This is a genomic window from Bradyrhizobium sp. BR14999 (genome assembly GCF_056106085.1).
In genome coordinates, this window is record NZ_CM148536.1 from 230,773 (window position 1) to 244,587 (window position 13,815).

Below are 13,815 nucleotides of genomic sequence, written 5' to 3' on the forward strand. Positions count from 1 at the left end.
CCAACCGGCCCAATGAGCGCCGGAGTTCATATCGCCCCCTCCTTGACTCCGCCAAAATTCGTTATACAACATAACTATTCTGACAAGGACGCAAATGACACAGGGAAACGCCGAGACCGCTAACGCGGGCGCCTCAGGGCTTTTGAGGATCGAGCGGGCGGACCGGGTTCTGACCGTGGGTCTGAACCGGCCGGCCAAGCGCAATGCGCTCAATGATGGCATCATCCTGGAAATCGGCGAGTGTTTTGCGAACCTGCCCGAGGATATCGGCGCGGTCGTCATCCATGGAATCGGCGACCATTTCTCCAGCGGCCTCGACCTGTCCGAGCTGACCGAGCATGATGCGACCGGCGGCCTGCTCCATTCCCAGATGTGGCACCGGGTGTTCGACCGCATCCAGTATAGCCGTGTACCCGTGATCGCCGCGCTCAGAGGCGCCGTGATCGGCGGTGGCCTCGAGCTCGCCTGCGCCGCGCATATCCGCGTCGCCGAGCCCTCGACCTATTTCGCCCTGCCGGAGGGACAGCGCGGCATTTTCGTCGGCGGCGGCGGCTCGGTGCGGCTGCCGCGGCTGATCGGCGTCGCCCGGATGATGGACATGATGCTGACCGGCCGGGTCTATAGCGCGACCGAAGGCGCCTCCTACGGCTTCGCGCAATATGTGACGGAGGCTGGCAACGGGCTCGGCAAGGCGCTGGAGCTCGCGACCAAGGTCGCCGCCAACGCACCGCTGACGAACTTTGCCGTGCTCCAGGCGTTGCCGATGATCGCGGAGGCCAATCCGCAGACCGGCCTGCTCATGGAATCACTGATGGCGACCGTCGCGCAGAGCGATAAAGAGGCAAAGCGCAGGATCCGCGAATTCCTCGAACACAAGACCGCAAAGGTGAAGCCGAAGTCATGAGCGCGCAGCCGTCCTCTTCCAGCATGGAGCGCGGCGCGAGCACTTTTCCGCTGCGGCCCATCTCGTTCGGCGATCCCGTGGTCAACATCGAACGCCGCGACGACGGCACGATTTACCTCAGGCCCAAGCAGCCTCTCGGCGACTATCCCGTCCGCATCACCGACCGCCTGCATCATTGGGCGAACACGACGCCGGATCGCGTCTTCATGGCCGAGCGCGACGGCGGCCGCGGCTGGCGCAAGATCACCTATGCCGAGCAGCTCACCGCGAGCCGGCACATCGCATCAAGCCTGATCGCGCGCGGCCTGTCGGCGGAGCGGCCGGTCGTCATCCTCTCCGGCAATTCGATCGATCACGCCCTGCTCGCGTTCGGCGCGTTCTATGCCGGCATTCCGTTCTGCCCGGTGTCGCCGGCCTACTCGCTGGTGTCGAAGGATTACGGCAAGCTCTCCTATCTGATGAAGCTGCTGACGCCCGGCCTCGTCTTCGCCGAAGACGCCGACAAGTTCGCGGACGCGCTCGCCGCAAACGTTTCGCTCGGCACCGAGATCGCCGCGTCTTTTGGCAAGGTGCCGGGCCGCGACGTCACGCTGCTCGCCGATCTCATGGCAACGCCGATCCGCGGCGATCTCGACGACGTCCACGGCAGGATCGGCCCCGACACGATCGCAAAATTCCTGCTGACATCGGGCTCGACCGGCAATCCCAAGGCCGTCATCAACACCCAGCGCATGATCTGCGCCAACCAAGTGATGCTGCGCGAGACGCTCGCCTTCCTCAAGGACGAGCCGCCGGTCATCATCGACTGGTTGCCGTGGAATCACACTTTTGGCGGCAACCACAATATCGGGCTGACGCTCTACAACGGCGGCTCGATGTATCTGGACGCCGGCAAGCCGGTGCCTGGCGGCATCGAGGAGACGGTGCGCAATCTCCAGGAGATTTCGCCGACGGTCTATTTCAACGTCCCCAAGGGCTATGAGTCGCTGCTGCCGTATTTGCGCGAGGACCAGGGCCTGCGCGCAAAGTTCTTCGATCGGCTGCATGCGATGTTCTTCTCGGGCGCAGCGCTGTCGCCGTTCGTCTGGGACAGTCTCGACGAGCTCGCGGTGAAGGAGAAGGGCTATCGCGTACCGATGCTGACCGGCCTCGGCGCGACCGAGACCGCGCCGTTCTTCATGTCAGTCAATCCGCGCACCAGCCGCTCCGGCCATGTCGGACTGCCGGTGTCAGGCAACGAGGCCAAGCTGGTGCCGAACAACGGCAAGCTCGAGGTCCGCGCCAAGGGGCCGAACGTGATGCCCGGCTACTGGCGCCAGCCCGACATCAGCGCAAAGTCCTTCGACGAGGAAGGCTTTTACAAGATGGGCGACGCGCTCAAGCCCGCCGATCCCGACGATCTCAATGCCGGCTTTGATTTCGACGGGCGCGTCAGCGAGGATTTCAAGCTCGCGAGCGGCACCTGGGTCAGCGTCGGCCCCTTGCGCGCGCGTCTCACTGCTGCCTGCGCCCCACTGGTGCGCGACGTCGTCATCGCCGGCATCAACCGTGACGAGGTCTCCGCACTCGTGGTGCTCGACCTCGACGGTTGCCGCCTGATCAACCCGACGCTGCCGGCCGACGATCTCGTCGTCGCGACGCGCGACCGGCTCGTGCGCGAAGCATTCCGCGAACGCCTGACCGGTTTCCTCAGCTCAGCTACCGGCTCCTCGACGCGGATCACGCGCGCGATCCTGATGGACACGCCGCTGTCGATCGACAAGGGCGAGGTCACCGACAAGGGCTCGATCAACCAGCGCGCGGTGCTGGAACATCGCAACCTCCTGATCGAGGAGCTCTACGCTGCCAATCCGTCGGACCGTGTGATATCGGTCGCGTAAGAAATCATCGCCAAAGGAGAACGCCATGTTGTTGAAGGATCAGGCAGTCATCGTCACCGGCGGCGCATCGGGGCTGGGCGCTGCGACCGCGCGAAAACTGGCGGCGCAGGGCGCCAAGGTCGCGGTGTGCGATCTCAATGCCAAGCTTGCTGAAACCGTTGCCGCCGAGATCAAGGGCGTCGCCGTGACCTGCGACGTCTCCGATGCCGCCTCCGCTGAAGCCGCGATCGCGCAGGCGAGCAAGGCCCACGGCCCGGCGCGCGTGCTGGTCAATTGCGCCGGCATCGGCGTTGCAAAACGCGTCGTCGGCCGCGACGGCCCGATGGCGCTCGCCGATTTCGACAAGGTGATCAAGGTCAATCTGATCGGCACCTTCAACATGCTGCGCCTTGCCGCCGCCGAGATGTCCAAGCTGGAGCCGCAGGCGACCGGCGAGCGCGGCGTCATCATCAACACCGCCTCCGTTGCCGCCTATGACGGCCAGATCGGCCAGTCCGCCTATTCGGCCTCCAAGGGCGGCATCGTCGGCATGACGCTGCCGATAGCGCGCGAGCTCGCGCAATTCGGCGTCCGCGTGCTGACGATCGCGCCGGGCCTGTTCCTGACACCGCTGCTCGCCAACCTGCCGCAGGAAGCGCAGGACTCGCTCGCCGCCGCGATTCCCTTCCCGCGCCGGCTCGGCAATGCCGACGAGTTCGCCGCGCTTGCGCTGCACATGGTCGAGAATGCGTATCTGAACGGCGAAGTGGTGCGCCTCGACGGCTCGCTGCGCATGGCACCGAAGTAAGGCGCGCGACGCATGTTCGTGAACCGGCGCGACGTCCAGATCCAATGGGGTGATTGCGACCCCGCCAACATCGTCTACTACCCGCGCTATTTCGCGATGTTCGACGATTCGACGTCGACCCTGTTCGAGGTCGCCGGATTCTCCAAGCAGGATTTGGTCCGCAAATACGGTCTGGTGGGCATTCCCATGGTCGACACGCGGGCCAAGTTCTACATCCCCTCGACCTATGGCGACTGGATCACCATCGAAACGAAGATTGAGAGCATCAAGCGCTCGAGCTTCGAGGTGAAGCACAACGTCTACAAGGGTGACGCGCTGGCGATCGAAGGATTCGAGACCCGCGTCCTGGTCGGCCGCGATCCCGTTAACCCCGACAAGCTGAAATCGGCACCGTTCCCGGCGGAAATGGTTGCCAAGTTCACGGGGAGTTAGAGCCGGAGCTAAATCGCCGCATCACCAAAAGAGGGGGGCTGAATTACCCCCCGATTTCTGCTTTCAAAGAAAGACGTACAGGGAGGAATAGATGAAACGCTTTTACCTGACCGCCGCCATCACCGCGGCCGCGCTGGCGCTGCCGGCCCTGCCCGCGCTGGCCCAGACCAACGAAATCACCATCGGCATCACCACCACCACGACCGGCCCGGGCGCAGCGCTCGGCATTCCCGAGCGCAACGCGCTGGAATTCGTGCCGAAGGAGATCGGCGGTGTACCGCTGAAGGTGATCGTGCTCGACGACGGCGGCGATCCCACCACCGCGACCACCAACGCCCGCCGCTTCGTGACCGAATCCAAGGCCGACATCATCATGGGCTCGGCGCTGACGCCGCCGACCATCGCGGTCTCCAACGTCGCCAACGAGGCCGGCATTCCGCATTTCGGCCTCGCGCCGTTTCCGATCACGCCGGAGCGCATGAAGTGGTCGGTGGCGATGCCGCAGCCGATCCCGATCGTGGGCAAGGTGCTGTACGATCACATGAAGGCCAAGGGCGTGAAGACCCTCGGCTATATCGGCTATTCCGACTCCTATGGCGACCTCTGGTTCAACGACCTCAAGGCGCAGGCCGTGCCGATGGGCATGACCATCGTCGACGAGGAGCGCTTCGCCCGTCCCGATACCTCGGTGACCGGACAGGTGCTCAAGCTCGTCGCCGCCAATCCCGACGCGATCCTGATCGGCGCCTCCGGCACCGCGGCCGCGCTGCCGCAGACCGAGTTGCGCGAGCGCGGCTATCAAGGCCTGATTTACCAGACCCATGGCGCGGCCAGCATGGACTTCATCCGCATCGCCGGCAAAGCGGCCGAGGGCGTGCTGATGGCCTCGGGCCCGGTGATGGACCCCGAGGATCAGCCGGACACCGCGCTGACCAAGAAGCCGGGCCTCGCACTCAACTCGGCCTATGAAGCCAAGTACGGTCCGAACAGCCGCAGCCAGTTCGCCGGCCATTCCTACGATGCGTTCGAGCTCCTCAAGCGCATCATTCCGGCGGCATTGAAGAAGGCCAAGCCCGGCACGCCGGAATTCCGCGAAGCGATCCGCCAGGCCCTGCTGTCTGAGAAGGAATTGGCGGCAAGCCAGGGCGTCTACAACTTCACCGAAAAGGACCGCTACGGCCTCGACGACCGCTCGCGCATCCTGCTCACGGTGAAGAACGGCAAGTACTCGCTGGTGAAGTAGGCGCAGCGATAGTTCGCAACGAGAAGAGCCGGCCCGATGGGCCGGCTCTTTTGTTTTGCGGTTAGACACGAGCTGCGGCTACGGGCGTTGGTGCGCCCCCTCTCCCGCTTGCGGGAGAGGGTTGGGGTGAGGGTTGCCTCCGCATAATGACTATCTGAGGCCTACGGAAAGTCCCCCAGCGGAGAGAACCCTCACCCGGCGCTGCGCGCCGACCTCTCCCGCAAGCGGGAGAGGTTACAGCGATCGGGCAGATACACCGCGGGCCTCAAGCCGCCTGTCGCAACGGGGTCCAGGCGAACTCCGGATAATATGTATCCATCATGCGGTCGACATAGGCGGTGAGGTTCGGAAATCCCTCGGCGCGCTGGCGCAAGGCCGATTCGAAGAACGGCGTCAGGATCCCCGCGAGTGCGCCGAAGGCGGTGGCATCGACGCCGCAGGGCTTGTTGCCCATCAGATACGACTTGTCGCCGAGCTGCACCGAGAGCGCGAACAGCGAGCGCACGGCGAGATCGACATCGTCGTCGGGCGCGTGGCGGCCGAGACCGGAGAGCAGATAATTCTCGGCGACGCGGAATTGCGCGTCCTCGCGCAGCTTCTCGCGGTTGTGCTCGGGTGCGCCGTCGAAGAAATGCGACGGGCCCTTGGCGAAATTGACCGGATCGACCCAGCGCGCTCCGACCAACGCCCAATAGACGTGATGCTCGATCATGCGCTCGAACGCCCAGGCCTGCGCACGTTCCTGCAACGACAGCCCGGCGTCGAAATCGAAGCCGTAGCGCCGCTCGATATGGGCGCGAATGAAGGTGGAATCGGCCACTGCCTCGCCGCCGTCGTCGATGAAGGGCAGCTGCCCCTTGGGCGAAGCTGGCGGCATCGCGCGCTCCTTCCGGTAGGGCAGCCCCGCCATTTTGAGCTGCACCTCCGTCTTGGTGACGAAGGGGCTGATTTCCGGCAGGCCGAAGCCGGTACCAAAGCCGTAAAGCGTGATCATGAAACCTCTCCTGAACCTGCCGAACGTGGACGGAACCTACCTGCCGGCTGCTGCCACCATGGTGGCAGCAGCCGTGATATCTTCTGCGAAGCGGGCGCCCTGCCAGGCGCGGCTCATGATGTGGCGGGCGAGCGCGTCCGCAGCCTGGATCAGCAAGCGTGCCACCACGCTTGCGAACGCAAATCGGAGATCGACGACCATGAGATCGAGCGAAACGAGGCGGCTAAACGCCCGGGCCTGCCACATCTGGGCGCGCCACAGCGGGCCGGCAGGGCCGAAATGGGTTGGAACGATCATGGACAAATCCTCTTCAGTCGACGTGTTGTCCCGGTATAGAACTCCCCTGCTGCCAACATCCTGTCAGCAGCCGCGCGTCGCCTTTTGAAAAGACCACGAACAAGAGACCCGTCATGAGACGCGCCGACAGGCTGTTTCAGATCATCCAGGTGCTGAGGCGCACGCGTAAACCGCTGACGGCGGACGCGATCGCGGCCGAGCTCGAGACGTCGAAGCGCACCATCTATCGCGACATCGCAACGCTGATCGGCCAGCGCGTGCCGATCCGCGGCGAAGCCGGCATGGGTTACATCCTGGAGAAGGGTTTCGACCTGCCGCCGCTGATGCTGACGCCCGACGAGATCGAGGCGGCGGTGCTAGGCGCGCAATGGGTCGCGGGCCACGCCGATTCCGCGCTGGCACGCGCCGCCGAGGACTTGATGGCCAAGATCGCCGACACCGTCCCCGAGCGCCTGCGTCCCTTCGTGCTGGAGCCGGCGAGCCGCGCGCGGCCGAGCTGGAACAGGGAGCCGGACCGCCTGGACATGGCGCGCACGCGCACCCAGATCCACGAAGGCAAGAAGATCATGCTGCGCTATCGCGATGAGCAGGGCCGCGCCAGCGAACGCATGATCTGGCCGATCTCGGTCGGCTATCTCGAAGCCGTGCGCCTGCTCGCGGCCTGGTGCGAGCTGCGCAGCGACTTCCGCAGCTTCCGCACTGACCGCGTGGTCGAGGCAACCTATCTCGACGAAAAATATCCGGAGCGGCGCGACGTGCTGCGCGCAAGATGGCGGCAGAGCCTGGTCTGGGGTCCGCCAAAGGACACATGACGACGATGGAACAGACCTCGCCGCTCGATCTGTCGAGCTGTTGCCAGAGTTGCGGTGCCTGCTGCGGCTATTCGGCGAACTGGCCGCGCTTCTCGATCGAGAGCGACGACGAGCTTGCAGCGATCCCGGAGGCGCTGGTCAACGCGCGTCAATCCGGCATGCGCTGCGAGGGCGATCGCTGCTCGGCGTTAAAGGGAGAGATCGGCAAGGCGACGGCGTGCGGCATCTATGCCGCGCGGCCGGAGGTGTGCCGCACCTGCATGCCCGGTGACGCCGAATGCGCGATGGCGCGGCGGAAGTTCGGGCTTGCGGTGATAGAGGCCGCTTAGGCCGGAACGGCTTCGCTGATCTCGTCGTCGAGTTCGTCCTCGAGCGGTGCCAGCACCGACAGCGGCTTGGTCGACAGCGTGATCGGCTTGCGCCCGCCCGACAGCGACGGCGAGGATTTCGCGGCGCCTTCGCGCGACAGCGCGTAGAGCGTCGAACCGACGCGGCCACCGTTGTCGATCAGGTCGCGCTCGCTGCAGCTGGCGGCGATCGCGACCGCCAGCGAATGCAGATGGCTGCGGCGATAGCAGAACAGCGCCAGGCGAGCGCGCGCGTCAGGGGAAACACTCTCAACCAGCCTCGGCAGGCCACTCGCGCTGGCGCGATACATCTCGCCAAGGAGCTCGTCGCGAACCGGACAGAAATCGCTTTCAAAGGAATCGCGGCTTGAAAACATTGCAGTTCTCCCTCGTGTGGGGAAGATGCAGCGCAATTCTCTAACGAAAGGTTAACCACGCTGCCCGGTAGTGACCCGGGGTGCTTGCGCTCTGGCCGAGAATCGGAGGCAGAGGAAAGAAGGTTTCCGGTGGCCCTCCTCGAGACGCCCGCCTTTGGCGGGTCCTCAGGATGAGGTCTTGTCCCGCGGCGAGATCCCCGACCCTCATGGTGAGGAGCGCCGCCGCACGGCGCGTCTCGAACCATGCAAGGCCGAGCAGCCGGCCAAACGTGGCTAGGCTCAGTTCGCCGCCATGAAGATGGAGAGGCCGAAGCCGGTAAGGTGATGCAGCGCCTGGTCGACGCCGATCAGGGTCCAGAACCAGGGATGCGCCAGGTCGACACCGAAATTGGCCGAGATGAACCCTTTGGCGCGGTCGATCGTGATGTGGATCGCGAAGTCGATGAACGCCACGAACCAGAATTTCGGCGCCACGATCAGGATCAGCGGCAGCGCAACCGCAAGGTGAACGAGGCAGTGCACCAGAAGCGGCAGGGCCCAGCCGTGCTTCTGGTCCTTGCCATGCGCCATCCAGGCGGTCTGGAGGACGAAATCGGCGATGATGTGCTTGAAGGTGAGCAGCAGCATCCAGCCAATGAGCGCTTCAACCGGAACCGCCGAAGACATGGGTGGAAACGACAAGCCGACGCCCTCATTGAGGTGACAAGAAAAATTGGAGCGTTCAGCGCAACTTCTTCTTGGACCGGTCAAATCGCCGGGACCTCTGATTTATGACATTTCCCGCGGCGGAATGCAGCCGGGGGAACCGGAAAATCGCCAACTGTGGCTAACTGGTGATAGGATGACCAATCGCCGCGGCGGCGTCGAGTAAGGTTACCTTCGGCTCGAAATTTGCATTCCGTGACCTTCGCGCTATCATCGGCGGCAGAGAATATCGTTCTTTTTTCAGGCGTTTACGAATTGCAGGGCGTTCGCTGCGCTTCCCATGCCATGCGCCGCCAGCCAAAGATTAAGGCCAGAGTGCTGCCATGAGTACTGAAGGCCCCACCGCATCACTACCCGAGCCGCCGCCCCGACGCCCCAAGGTGATCAAGACCAACCAGCAGCAGGTCTTCCTCTACGTCGTGCTGACCCTTCTGCTGTCGCTCGCCACCGTCTGGGCCGGGCGCACGCTGGTGCACAATTCGGAAACGCTGACCTTTGCCGTCGGCGGCCCTAACAGCGACGAGGCGCTGTTCGCGGCCAAGCTCGCCGCTCTCCTGAAGAACAACGCCTCGCGTTTCCGGATCAAGATCGTCAACAACGCGGACAACGCCAAGGCGATCGCACAGTTCGACCGCAAGCAGGCCGACCTCGCCGTGCTGCGCACGGACGCCAAAGTGCCGCTGCGGGCGCGCACGCTTGCGATCCTCGAGCACGATCTCGTGCTCCTGCTCGGTCCCGGCAACAAGAAGATCAAGTCGCTCGCCGAGCTGAAGAAGAAGAAGGTCGCGGTCGTCGCCGAGAACGAATCTTCGCTCACGTTCGTCCGCAGTATTCTCGACGTCCCCGACGGTCCCGATGCCGCCAAGATCCAGATGGCACCGCAGGGCGCAACACTCGACAAGCTGTTTGCGCCGGCGAGCGGCTTCAGCGCGGTGATCGCCATCGTCCACGCCTCCAGGGCAGTGCGGGACAAATCCTATGAACAGGTTGCCAAGCGCGGCGGCTTCACGCTCAACGCGATCGACGACGCCAAGACGCTGGCGCGCAAACTCCCGGGCATTTCCGACGAGACGCTGACAGCAGGCACGTTGTCGACGTACCCGCAAATTCCCGACGACGATCTCGACACGATCGGGCTCGAATGGCTCCTGGTCGCACAATCCAGGATGTCCCCAACCACCGCAGGCGAGCTCGCGCGCATCGTCTACGAGAACAAATCCGCGCTCGGGCTCGACAACGGCTTTGCCACCAGGATAGAGCCGGCCTCCGTCGAGAAGGATGCCTTCGTGATGGCGCATCGGGGCGCCGCCGATTACATCAACGACGACACCAAGTCGTTCATGGATAAGTACAGCGACGTGATGTATCTGGGCGCCGCCGCGCTCAGCGTCATCGGGTCGATCTTCGCTGCGATCTACGCCAAGATCACGAGGATCGCGCCGGAAAAGGCCAGCGAGCTTTCCACCGCCATCCTCGACATCGGCGAGCGGATCGAGCACGCCCACTCGCTGGATCAGCTCGAATGTCTCCAGGACGAGCTGGAAGGCATCTTGCGCGGGGCCGTCATTGGACTCAGAGACGGTACGATCAGCACCGACGGGCTCGATACCTTCAAGCTCGGCTACGAGTTCGTCCGCGACGAGATCAGCATGCGCCGCGACTATCTGAAACGTCATGCCAGCGAGAGTGAAAAGGCCGCCCGCGATGCCGGCTCGCCCCTGCAGGACGACAGCAACGTCGTGGTGGTCAAGACCGCCCAGAGCGCCTGATCCGACAGTTTTGATGTCCTCAGGTCGGGGCTGCCGGACGTCTTGGCGGTGGATGGACAGTCGGAACCCAGGAACCGTCCCCACCTACAGCCGTTGGCTCACGGATTGCAGCTGGAGAACGCGCCATGCGTACACTCCTCGTCATCTTCCTGCTGGGAATGCTGGCGGCGGTTGGCTATTTCGCCTATTCCGCCATGGCGGTCGAAGGCGATCCGATCCCGGCGGAAGGTTATTGGGCCCTCGCGCTGGGGGCGGGATTTTCCCTCGTCGTCGGCGTTGGCCTGATGGTTCTGCTGTTTTTCAGCAGCCGCCGCGGCTACGACGAGCCACCGCATTTCAGGTAGCCTCAGCCGGCCGCCTCACCGCCCTCCCCTGTTCGACGACGCTGCGGCCCGCGCCTGTCGTTGACGGCCTCGGCCCGGGCGGGCACTTTGGCCCTGAAGTCCCAACCGGGACCACACGAGCCAGAACCGAGCCGCCTTCCCGCATGTCCAAGCCGTTGATTTCCGCTCTGGCCCAGTTCGCGGCCGCCACGGCCGGCCGCAACATGACCAAGACGGCCTATGTGGCCGTCGGCGTCGGCGTGCTCAGCATGGTGCTGCTGACAGACAACCGGGCCAATGAGGCGCGCGGCTGGGTTAACGGCCTGCTATGGGTCTGCCTCGCCTATTTCGTGTTCGAATGGCTGGTCCGGCTGCGCCACATGGCGCGCCAAGGGCGGCTTTCGCTCTATATGTCCTCCTCCGCCGGCATCGTTGACGCGATCGGCGCGCTGGCCGTGCCGCTCGCGCTGGTTCTCGGCGTCGAGCCGAAGACGGCGTGGCTGCTCAGCGTGCTCTGGGTGCTGAAGGTGGTGCCGGGCATTCCGGGCTTGCGGCAGCTCCGCCGCGTGCTCATGCTGGAATCCGGGCCGCTGGTCAGCGTGCTCGTGATCTTCCTGATGGTGATCTTTCTCGCCTCGGTCGCCGAATATTTCCTGGAGCGGGACGTGCAGCCGCAGACGTTTGGCAGCGTGCCGGCCGCGTTGTGGTGGGCGGTGGTGACCTTGACGACGACGGGCTATGGCGACGTCGTGCCGGTCACGCCGCTCGGACGCATGGTGGCGGCGCTGGTGATGATCTCCGGCCTCGGCGTGTTCGGGCTGTGGACCGGTATTCTGGCGACCGGCTTTGCCGCGGAGACCCGTCGCGACAATTTCCTCAAGACCTGGGAATCCGTCAGCAAGGTGCCGTTCTTCGCTGCGCTTGGGCCTGCGGCCATCGCCGACGTCACCCATATGCTGCGGACCATGGAGCTGCCGGCGCGCACGTTGGTCATCCGCAAGGGGACGCAGGGCGACTGCATGTATTTCATCGCCGCCGGCGAGGTCGAGGTCGACCTGCCCGGCAAGAAGGTGCAGCTCGGTGAAGGCGCCTTTTTCGGCGAGATGGCGCTGCTCGGCAACAACAAGCGCGGTGCCAACGTCTCGACCACGAAAGTGTCGCGGCTCTTGGTGCTCGACCTCGTCGATTTCCGCGTGCTGATGGCGCGGCATCCCGATCTTGCCGAGACCATCGACGCCGAAGCAAAACGGCGCGCGCTCGAGAACAATTAAATGGAGACAAGAATGTCGGACACAGCCGACGCGACCAGCCCCGTACTCGACATCACCGGCGCACGCGCCACCATCCGCCTCAATAGGCCAAAACATCTCAACCGGCTCCAGGCGGAGGATCTCAGCGACCTGGTCAAGTTGTTCGACCGGATCGAGAGCGATCCGGCCATTCGCGTGCTGGTGCTGACCGGCACCGGGCGCGCCTTTTCCGCCGGCTACGATCTCAATTCGGTGGCGGAGCGCGCGGTGAGCGCGAGCGAGCAGCAGAGCGCGGGCTCGGCGTTCGAGGTGGTCGTCAACCGTCTCGAGGATTTGGGCGTGCCGACGATCTGCCGGGTCAACGGCGGCGTCTATGGCGGCTCGACCGACCTCGCGCTGGCCTGCGATTTCCGTATCGGCGTCGACACCGCCGAGATGTTCATGCCGGCGGCACGGCTCGGGCTGCACTATTACCCGAGCGGCATCAAACGCTACGTGACCCGGCTCGGCGTCGACAATGCGAAAAAACTGTTCCTCACCGCCTCGAGGATCAGCGCGCCGGAGATGCTGCGCATCGGCTATCTCACTGCCATGGTGCCGGTGGAATTTTTGGACGAGGAGGTCGACAAGCTCGCTGGCGTCCTCGCCGGCAACGCGCCGCAGGCGATGCGCGGCATGAAGCGTGCCATCAACGAGTTCGCCCGCGGCGAGCTCGACGAAGCCGCCGCCGACCAGCGCCACCGCGACAGCATGCGTGGCGACGAGATCAAGGAAGGCATCAAGGCGTTCGCCGAGAAACGGGCACCGCGGTTTTGAGAGATCGGGGAGGGAGCACGAGGGCGCGCTCCACATTCAGCCGTCGTCCCGGACAAGCGCAACTCAAGCGCGCGCAGATTCGGGACCCATAACCACAGGGAGTGGTAACGATGGCAAGCTGATAACTCCGAGTCTTCGCCACACCAAATCCTGTGGTTATGGGTCCCGGGTCTGCGCTTACGCTTGCCCGGGACGACAGCGGAGATTGAGGCGCGCTGCCTACCCCCCAGCAGCCTTGGCATGCTGCGCCGCCATCTCGGCGTCGGCCGCCGTGATGCGCTGGTACGCAGGCCGTGAGGTGATGCGCTCGGCATAGCGGACGAAAACGTCCCTCTTCGGCACGATGCCGAACATCATGGTCCAGCTGAACGCGACGCCCCACAACACATCCGCCGCCGTCATACGCTCGCCGAGCAGATACGGCCCCCTCGACAGCTGCGCCTCGAGCGCGCCCAGCATGGTGTCATAATCGGCATAGGGCGATTGCGTGATCGGCGCCGGCTCGCGCTGCATGAACTTGTCGATCATGGCCGGCTCGAACGAGGCACCATAATAGGCGATCCAGCGCAGATAAGGACCGCGCAAGGAATCGTTCAGCGCGGGCGTCAGCCCCGCCTGCGGAAACAGGTCGGCGAGATAGATGGTGATCGCGACCTGCTCGGTCACCAGCGCCTCGCCGTGGCGGACCGCCGGCACCTTGCCGAGCGGGTTGATGGCGAGATAAGCGGGCTTGCGCTGCTCGCCGGCCTTCATGTTGAGGACATGGAGATCGTAGGGCGCGCCCAACTCCTCCAGCAGCACCCGCGTGCCGGTGGCGCGGCTCTGCGGCGAATAATACAGCGTGATGCGGTTCGGATCGGTCATGGCGGGTCTCCCATC

The 13,815-nt window shown here is 64.5% G+C and carries 16 protein-coding genes; 11 read left to right on the forward strand and 5 right to left on the reverse strand.

Going from position 1 to position 13,815, the window contains the following annotated elements:
- Positions 1-94: 94 nt before the first annotated feature.
- From ACR9YP_RS01060 to ACR9YP_RS01080, 5 genes are all read left to right on the forward strand, one after another.
- A complete protein-coding gene (locus ACR9YP_RS01060) occupies positions 95-904 on the forward strand; it encodes a crotonase/enoyl-CoA hydratase family protein (RefSeq protein ID WP_438104551.1) in 810 nt (269 codons plus the stop codon).
- Positions 901-2,784, forward strand: a complete 1,884-nt coding sequence (locus ACR9YP_RS01065) for a feruloyl-CoA synthase (protein ID WP_474218821.1) — start codon at positions 901-903, stop codon at positions 2,782-2,784. Before ACR9YP_RS01060 ends, ACR9YP_RS01065 begins: the two co-directional genes overlap by 4 nt.
- Positions 2,785-2,809: 25 nt before the next feature.
- Complete coding sequence (locus tag ACR9YP_RS01070) at positions 2,810-3,571, forward strand: SDR family NAD(P)-dependent oxidoreductase (protein WP_438104547.1); 762 nt, start codon at positions 2,810-2,812, stop codon at positions 3,569-3,571.
- Between the two features lie 12 nt (positions 3,572-3,583).
- Entirely contained in the window at positions 3,584-4,003 is a 420-nt protein-coding gene (locus ACR9YP_RS01075) for an acyl-CoA thioesterase (protein ID WP_130220568.1), read from the forward strand.
- A gap of 91 nt (positions 4,004-4,094) precedes the next feature.
- A complete protein-coding gene (locus ACR9YP_RS01080; RefSeq protein WP_438104545.1) occupies positions 4,095-5,246 on the forward strand; it encodes an ABC transporter substrate-binding protein in 1,152 nt (383 codons plus the stop codon).
- Positions 5,247-5,511: 265 nt separating this feature from the next.
- Here ACR9YP_RS01080 and ACR9YP_RS01085 read toward each other — a convergent pair whose 3' ends face one another.
- Together ACR9YP_RS01085 and ACR9YP_RS01090 are read right to left on the reverse strand one after the other, a co-directional pair.
- Positions 5,512-6,240: a glutathione S-transferase family protein gene (locus ACR9YP_RS01085; protein WP_438104543.1), complete on the reverse strand. Its 729-nt coding sequence runs from the start codon at positions 6,238-6,240 to the stop codon at positions 5,512-5,514.
- A gap of 36 nt (positions 6,241-6,276) precedes the next feature.
- The gene (locus ACR9YP_RS01090; protein ID WP_438104541.1) at positions 6,277-6,537 is read right to left on the reverse strand and encodes a hypothetical protein; all 261 of its coding nucleotides are present in this window, start codon (positions 6,535-6,537) and stop codon (positions 6,277-6,279) included.
- A gap of 113 nt (positions 6,538-6,650) precedes the next feature.
- Between ACR9YP_RS01090 and ACR9YP_RS01095 the strand changes: the two genes are divergently transcribed.
- Positions 6,651-7,349, forward strand: coding sequence for a helix-turn-helix transcriptional regulator (locus tag ACR9YP_RS01095; RefSeq protein ID WP_091890491.1), 699 nt, complete (start codon positions 6,651-6,653; stop codon positions 7,347-7,349).
- 5 nt (positions 7,350-7,354) lie between these two features.
- A complete protein-coding gene (locus ACR9YP_RS01100) occupies positions 7,355-7,678 on the forward strand; it encodes a YkgJ family cysteine cluster protein (protein WP_370987924.1) in 324 nt (107 codons plus the stop codon).
- On the opposite strand, the gene ACR9YP_RS01105 is transcribed toward ACR9YP_RS01100, so the two are convergent.
- Positions 7,675-8,073, reverse strand: a complete 399-nt coding sequence (locus tag ACR9YP_RS01105) for a hypothetical protein (protein ID WP_176945723.1) — start codon at positions 8,071-8,073, stop codon at positions 7,675-7,677. The genes ACR9YP_RS01100 and ACR9YP_RS01105 overlap by 4 nt on opposite strands.
- 279 nt (positions 8,074-8,352) lie before the next feature.
- A complete protein-coding gene (locus ACR9YP_RS01110; RefSeq protein ID WP_176945729.1) occupies positions 8,353-8,700 on the reverse strand; it encodes a DUF3307 domain-containing protein in 348 nt (115 codons plus the stop codon).
- 401 nt (positions 8,701-9,101) lie between these two features.
- On the opposite strand from ACR9YP_RS01110, the gene ACR9YP_RS01115 reads away from it, so the two are divergent.
- From ACR9YP_RS01115 to ACR9YP_RS01130, 4 genes are all read left to right on the forward strand, one after another.
- Positions 9,102-10,547: a TAXI family TRAP transporter solute-binding subunit gene (locus ACR9YP_RS01115; RefSeq protein WP_438104539.1), complete on the forward strand. Its 1,446-nt coding sequence runs from the start codon at positions 9,102-9,104 to the stop codon at positions 10,545-10,547.
- Between the two features lie 125 nt (positions 10,548-10,672).
- Positions 10,673-10,891 carry a hypothetical protein gene (locus ACR9YP_RS01120; RefSeq protein ID WP_128955591.1) on the forward strand — a complete coding sequence of 73 codons (219 nt, stop codon included), beginning with the start codon at positions 10,673-10,675 and terminating at the stop codon, positions 10,889-10,891.
- A 143-nt stretch (positions 10,892-11,034) separates the two neighbouring features.
- Entirely contained in the window at positions 11,035-12,141 is a 1,107-nt protein-coding gene (locus ACR9YP_RS01125) for a cyclic nucleotide-gated ion channel (protein WP_438104538.1), read from the forward strand.
- 12 nt (positions 12,142-12,153) lie between these two features.
- Complete coding sequence (locus tag ACR9YP_RS01130) at positions 12,154-12,936, forward strand: enoyl-CoA hydratase/isomerase family protein (RefSeq protein WP_474218822.1); 783 nt, start codon at positions 12,154-12,156, stop codon at positions 12,934-12,936.
- Positions 12,937-13,155: 219 nt separating this feature from the next.
- Here the strand turns inward: ACR9YP_RS01130 and ACR9YP_RS01135 are convergent, their stop codons facing one another.
- On the reverse strand, positions 13,156-13,800 hold the full coding sequence (locus ACR9YP_RS01135) for a glutathione S-transferase family protein (RefSeq protein WP_474218823.1): 645 nt from the start codon (positions 13,798-13,800) through the stop codon (positions 13,156-13,158).
- Positions 13,801-13,815 lie beyond the last annotated feature (15 nt).

Excerpts from the sequence above, each read along its gene's own strand:
- ACR9YP_RS01060 (WP_438104551.1), top strand. The coding sequence starts at position 95 with ATGACACAGGGAAACGCCGAGACCGCTAACGCGGGCGCCTCAGGGCTT.
- ACR9YP_RS01065 (WP_474218821.1), top strand. The coding sequence starts at position 901 with ATGAGCGCGCAGCCGTCCTCTTCCAGCATGGAGCGCGGCGCGAGCACT.
- ACR9YP_RS01070 (WP_438104547.1), top strand. The coding sequence starts at position 2,810 with ATGTTGTTGAAGGATCAGGCAGTCATCGTCACCGGCGGCGCATCGGGG.
- ACR9YP_RS01075 (WP_130220568.1), top strand. The coding sequence starts at position 3,584 with ATGTTCGTGAACCGGCGCGACGTCCAGATCCAATGGGGTGATTGCGAC.
- ACR9YP_RS01080 (WP_438104545.1), top strand. The coding sequence starts at position 4,095 with ATGAAACGCTTTTACCTGACCGCCGCCATCACCGCGGCCGCGCTGGCG.
- ACR9YP_RS01085 (WP_438104543.1), bottom strand. The coding sequence starts at position 6,240 with ATGATCACGCTTTACGGCTTTGGTACCGGCTTCGGCCTGCCGGAAATC.
- ACR9YP_RS01090 (WP_438104541.1), bottom strand. The coding sequence starts at position 6,537 with ATGATCGTTCCAACCCATTTCGGCCCTGCCGGCCCGCTGTGGCGCGCC.
- ACR9YP_RS01095 (WP_091890491.1), top strand. The coding sequence starts at position 6,651 with ATGAGACGCGCCGACAGGCTGTTTCAGATCATCCAGGTGCTGAGGCGC.
- ACR9YP_RS01100 (WP_370987924.1), top strand. The coding sequence starts at position 7,355 with ATGGAACAGACCTCGCCGCTCGATCTGTCGAGCTGTTGCCAGAGTTGC.
- ACR9YP_RS01105 (WP_176945723.1), bottom strand. The coding sequence starts at position 8,073 with ATGTTTTCAAGCCGCGATTCCTTTGAAAGCGATTTCTGTCCGGTTCGC.
- ACR9YP_RS01110 (WP_176945729.1), bottom strand. The coding sequence starts at position 8,700 with ATGCTGCTGCTCACCTTCAAGCACATCATCGCCGATTTCGTCCTCCAG.
- ACR9YP_RS01115 (WP_438104539.1), top strand. The coding sequence starts at position 9,102 with ATGAGTACTGAAGGCCCCACCGCATCACTACCCGAGCCGCCGCCCCGA.
- ACR9YP_RS01120 (WP_128955591.1), top strand. The coding sequence starts at position 10,673 with ATGCGTACACTCCTCGTCATCTTCCTGCTGGGAATGCTGGCGGCGGTT.
- ACR9YP_RS01125 (WP_438104538.1), top strand. The coding sequence starts at position 11,035 with ATGTCCAAGCCGTTGATTTCCGCTCTGGCCCAGTTCGCGGCCGCCACG.
- ACR9YP_RS01130 (WP_474218822.1), top strand. The coding sequence starts at position 12,154 with ATGTCGGACACAGCCGACGCGACCAGCCCCGTACTCGACATCACCGGC.
- ACR9YP_RS01135 (WP_474218823.1), bottom strand. The coding sequence starts at position 13,800 with ATGACCGATCCGAACCGCATCACGCTGTATTATTCGCCGCAGAGCCGC.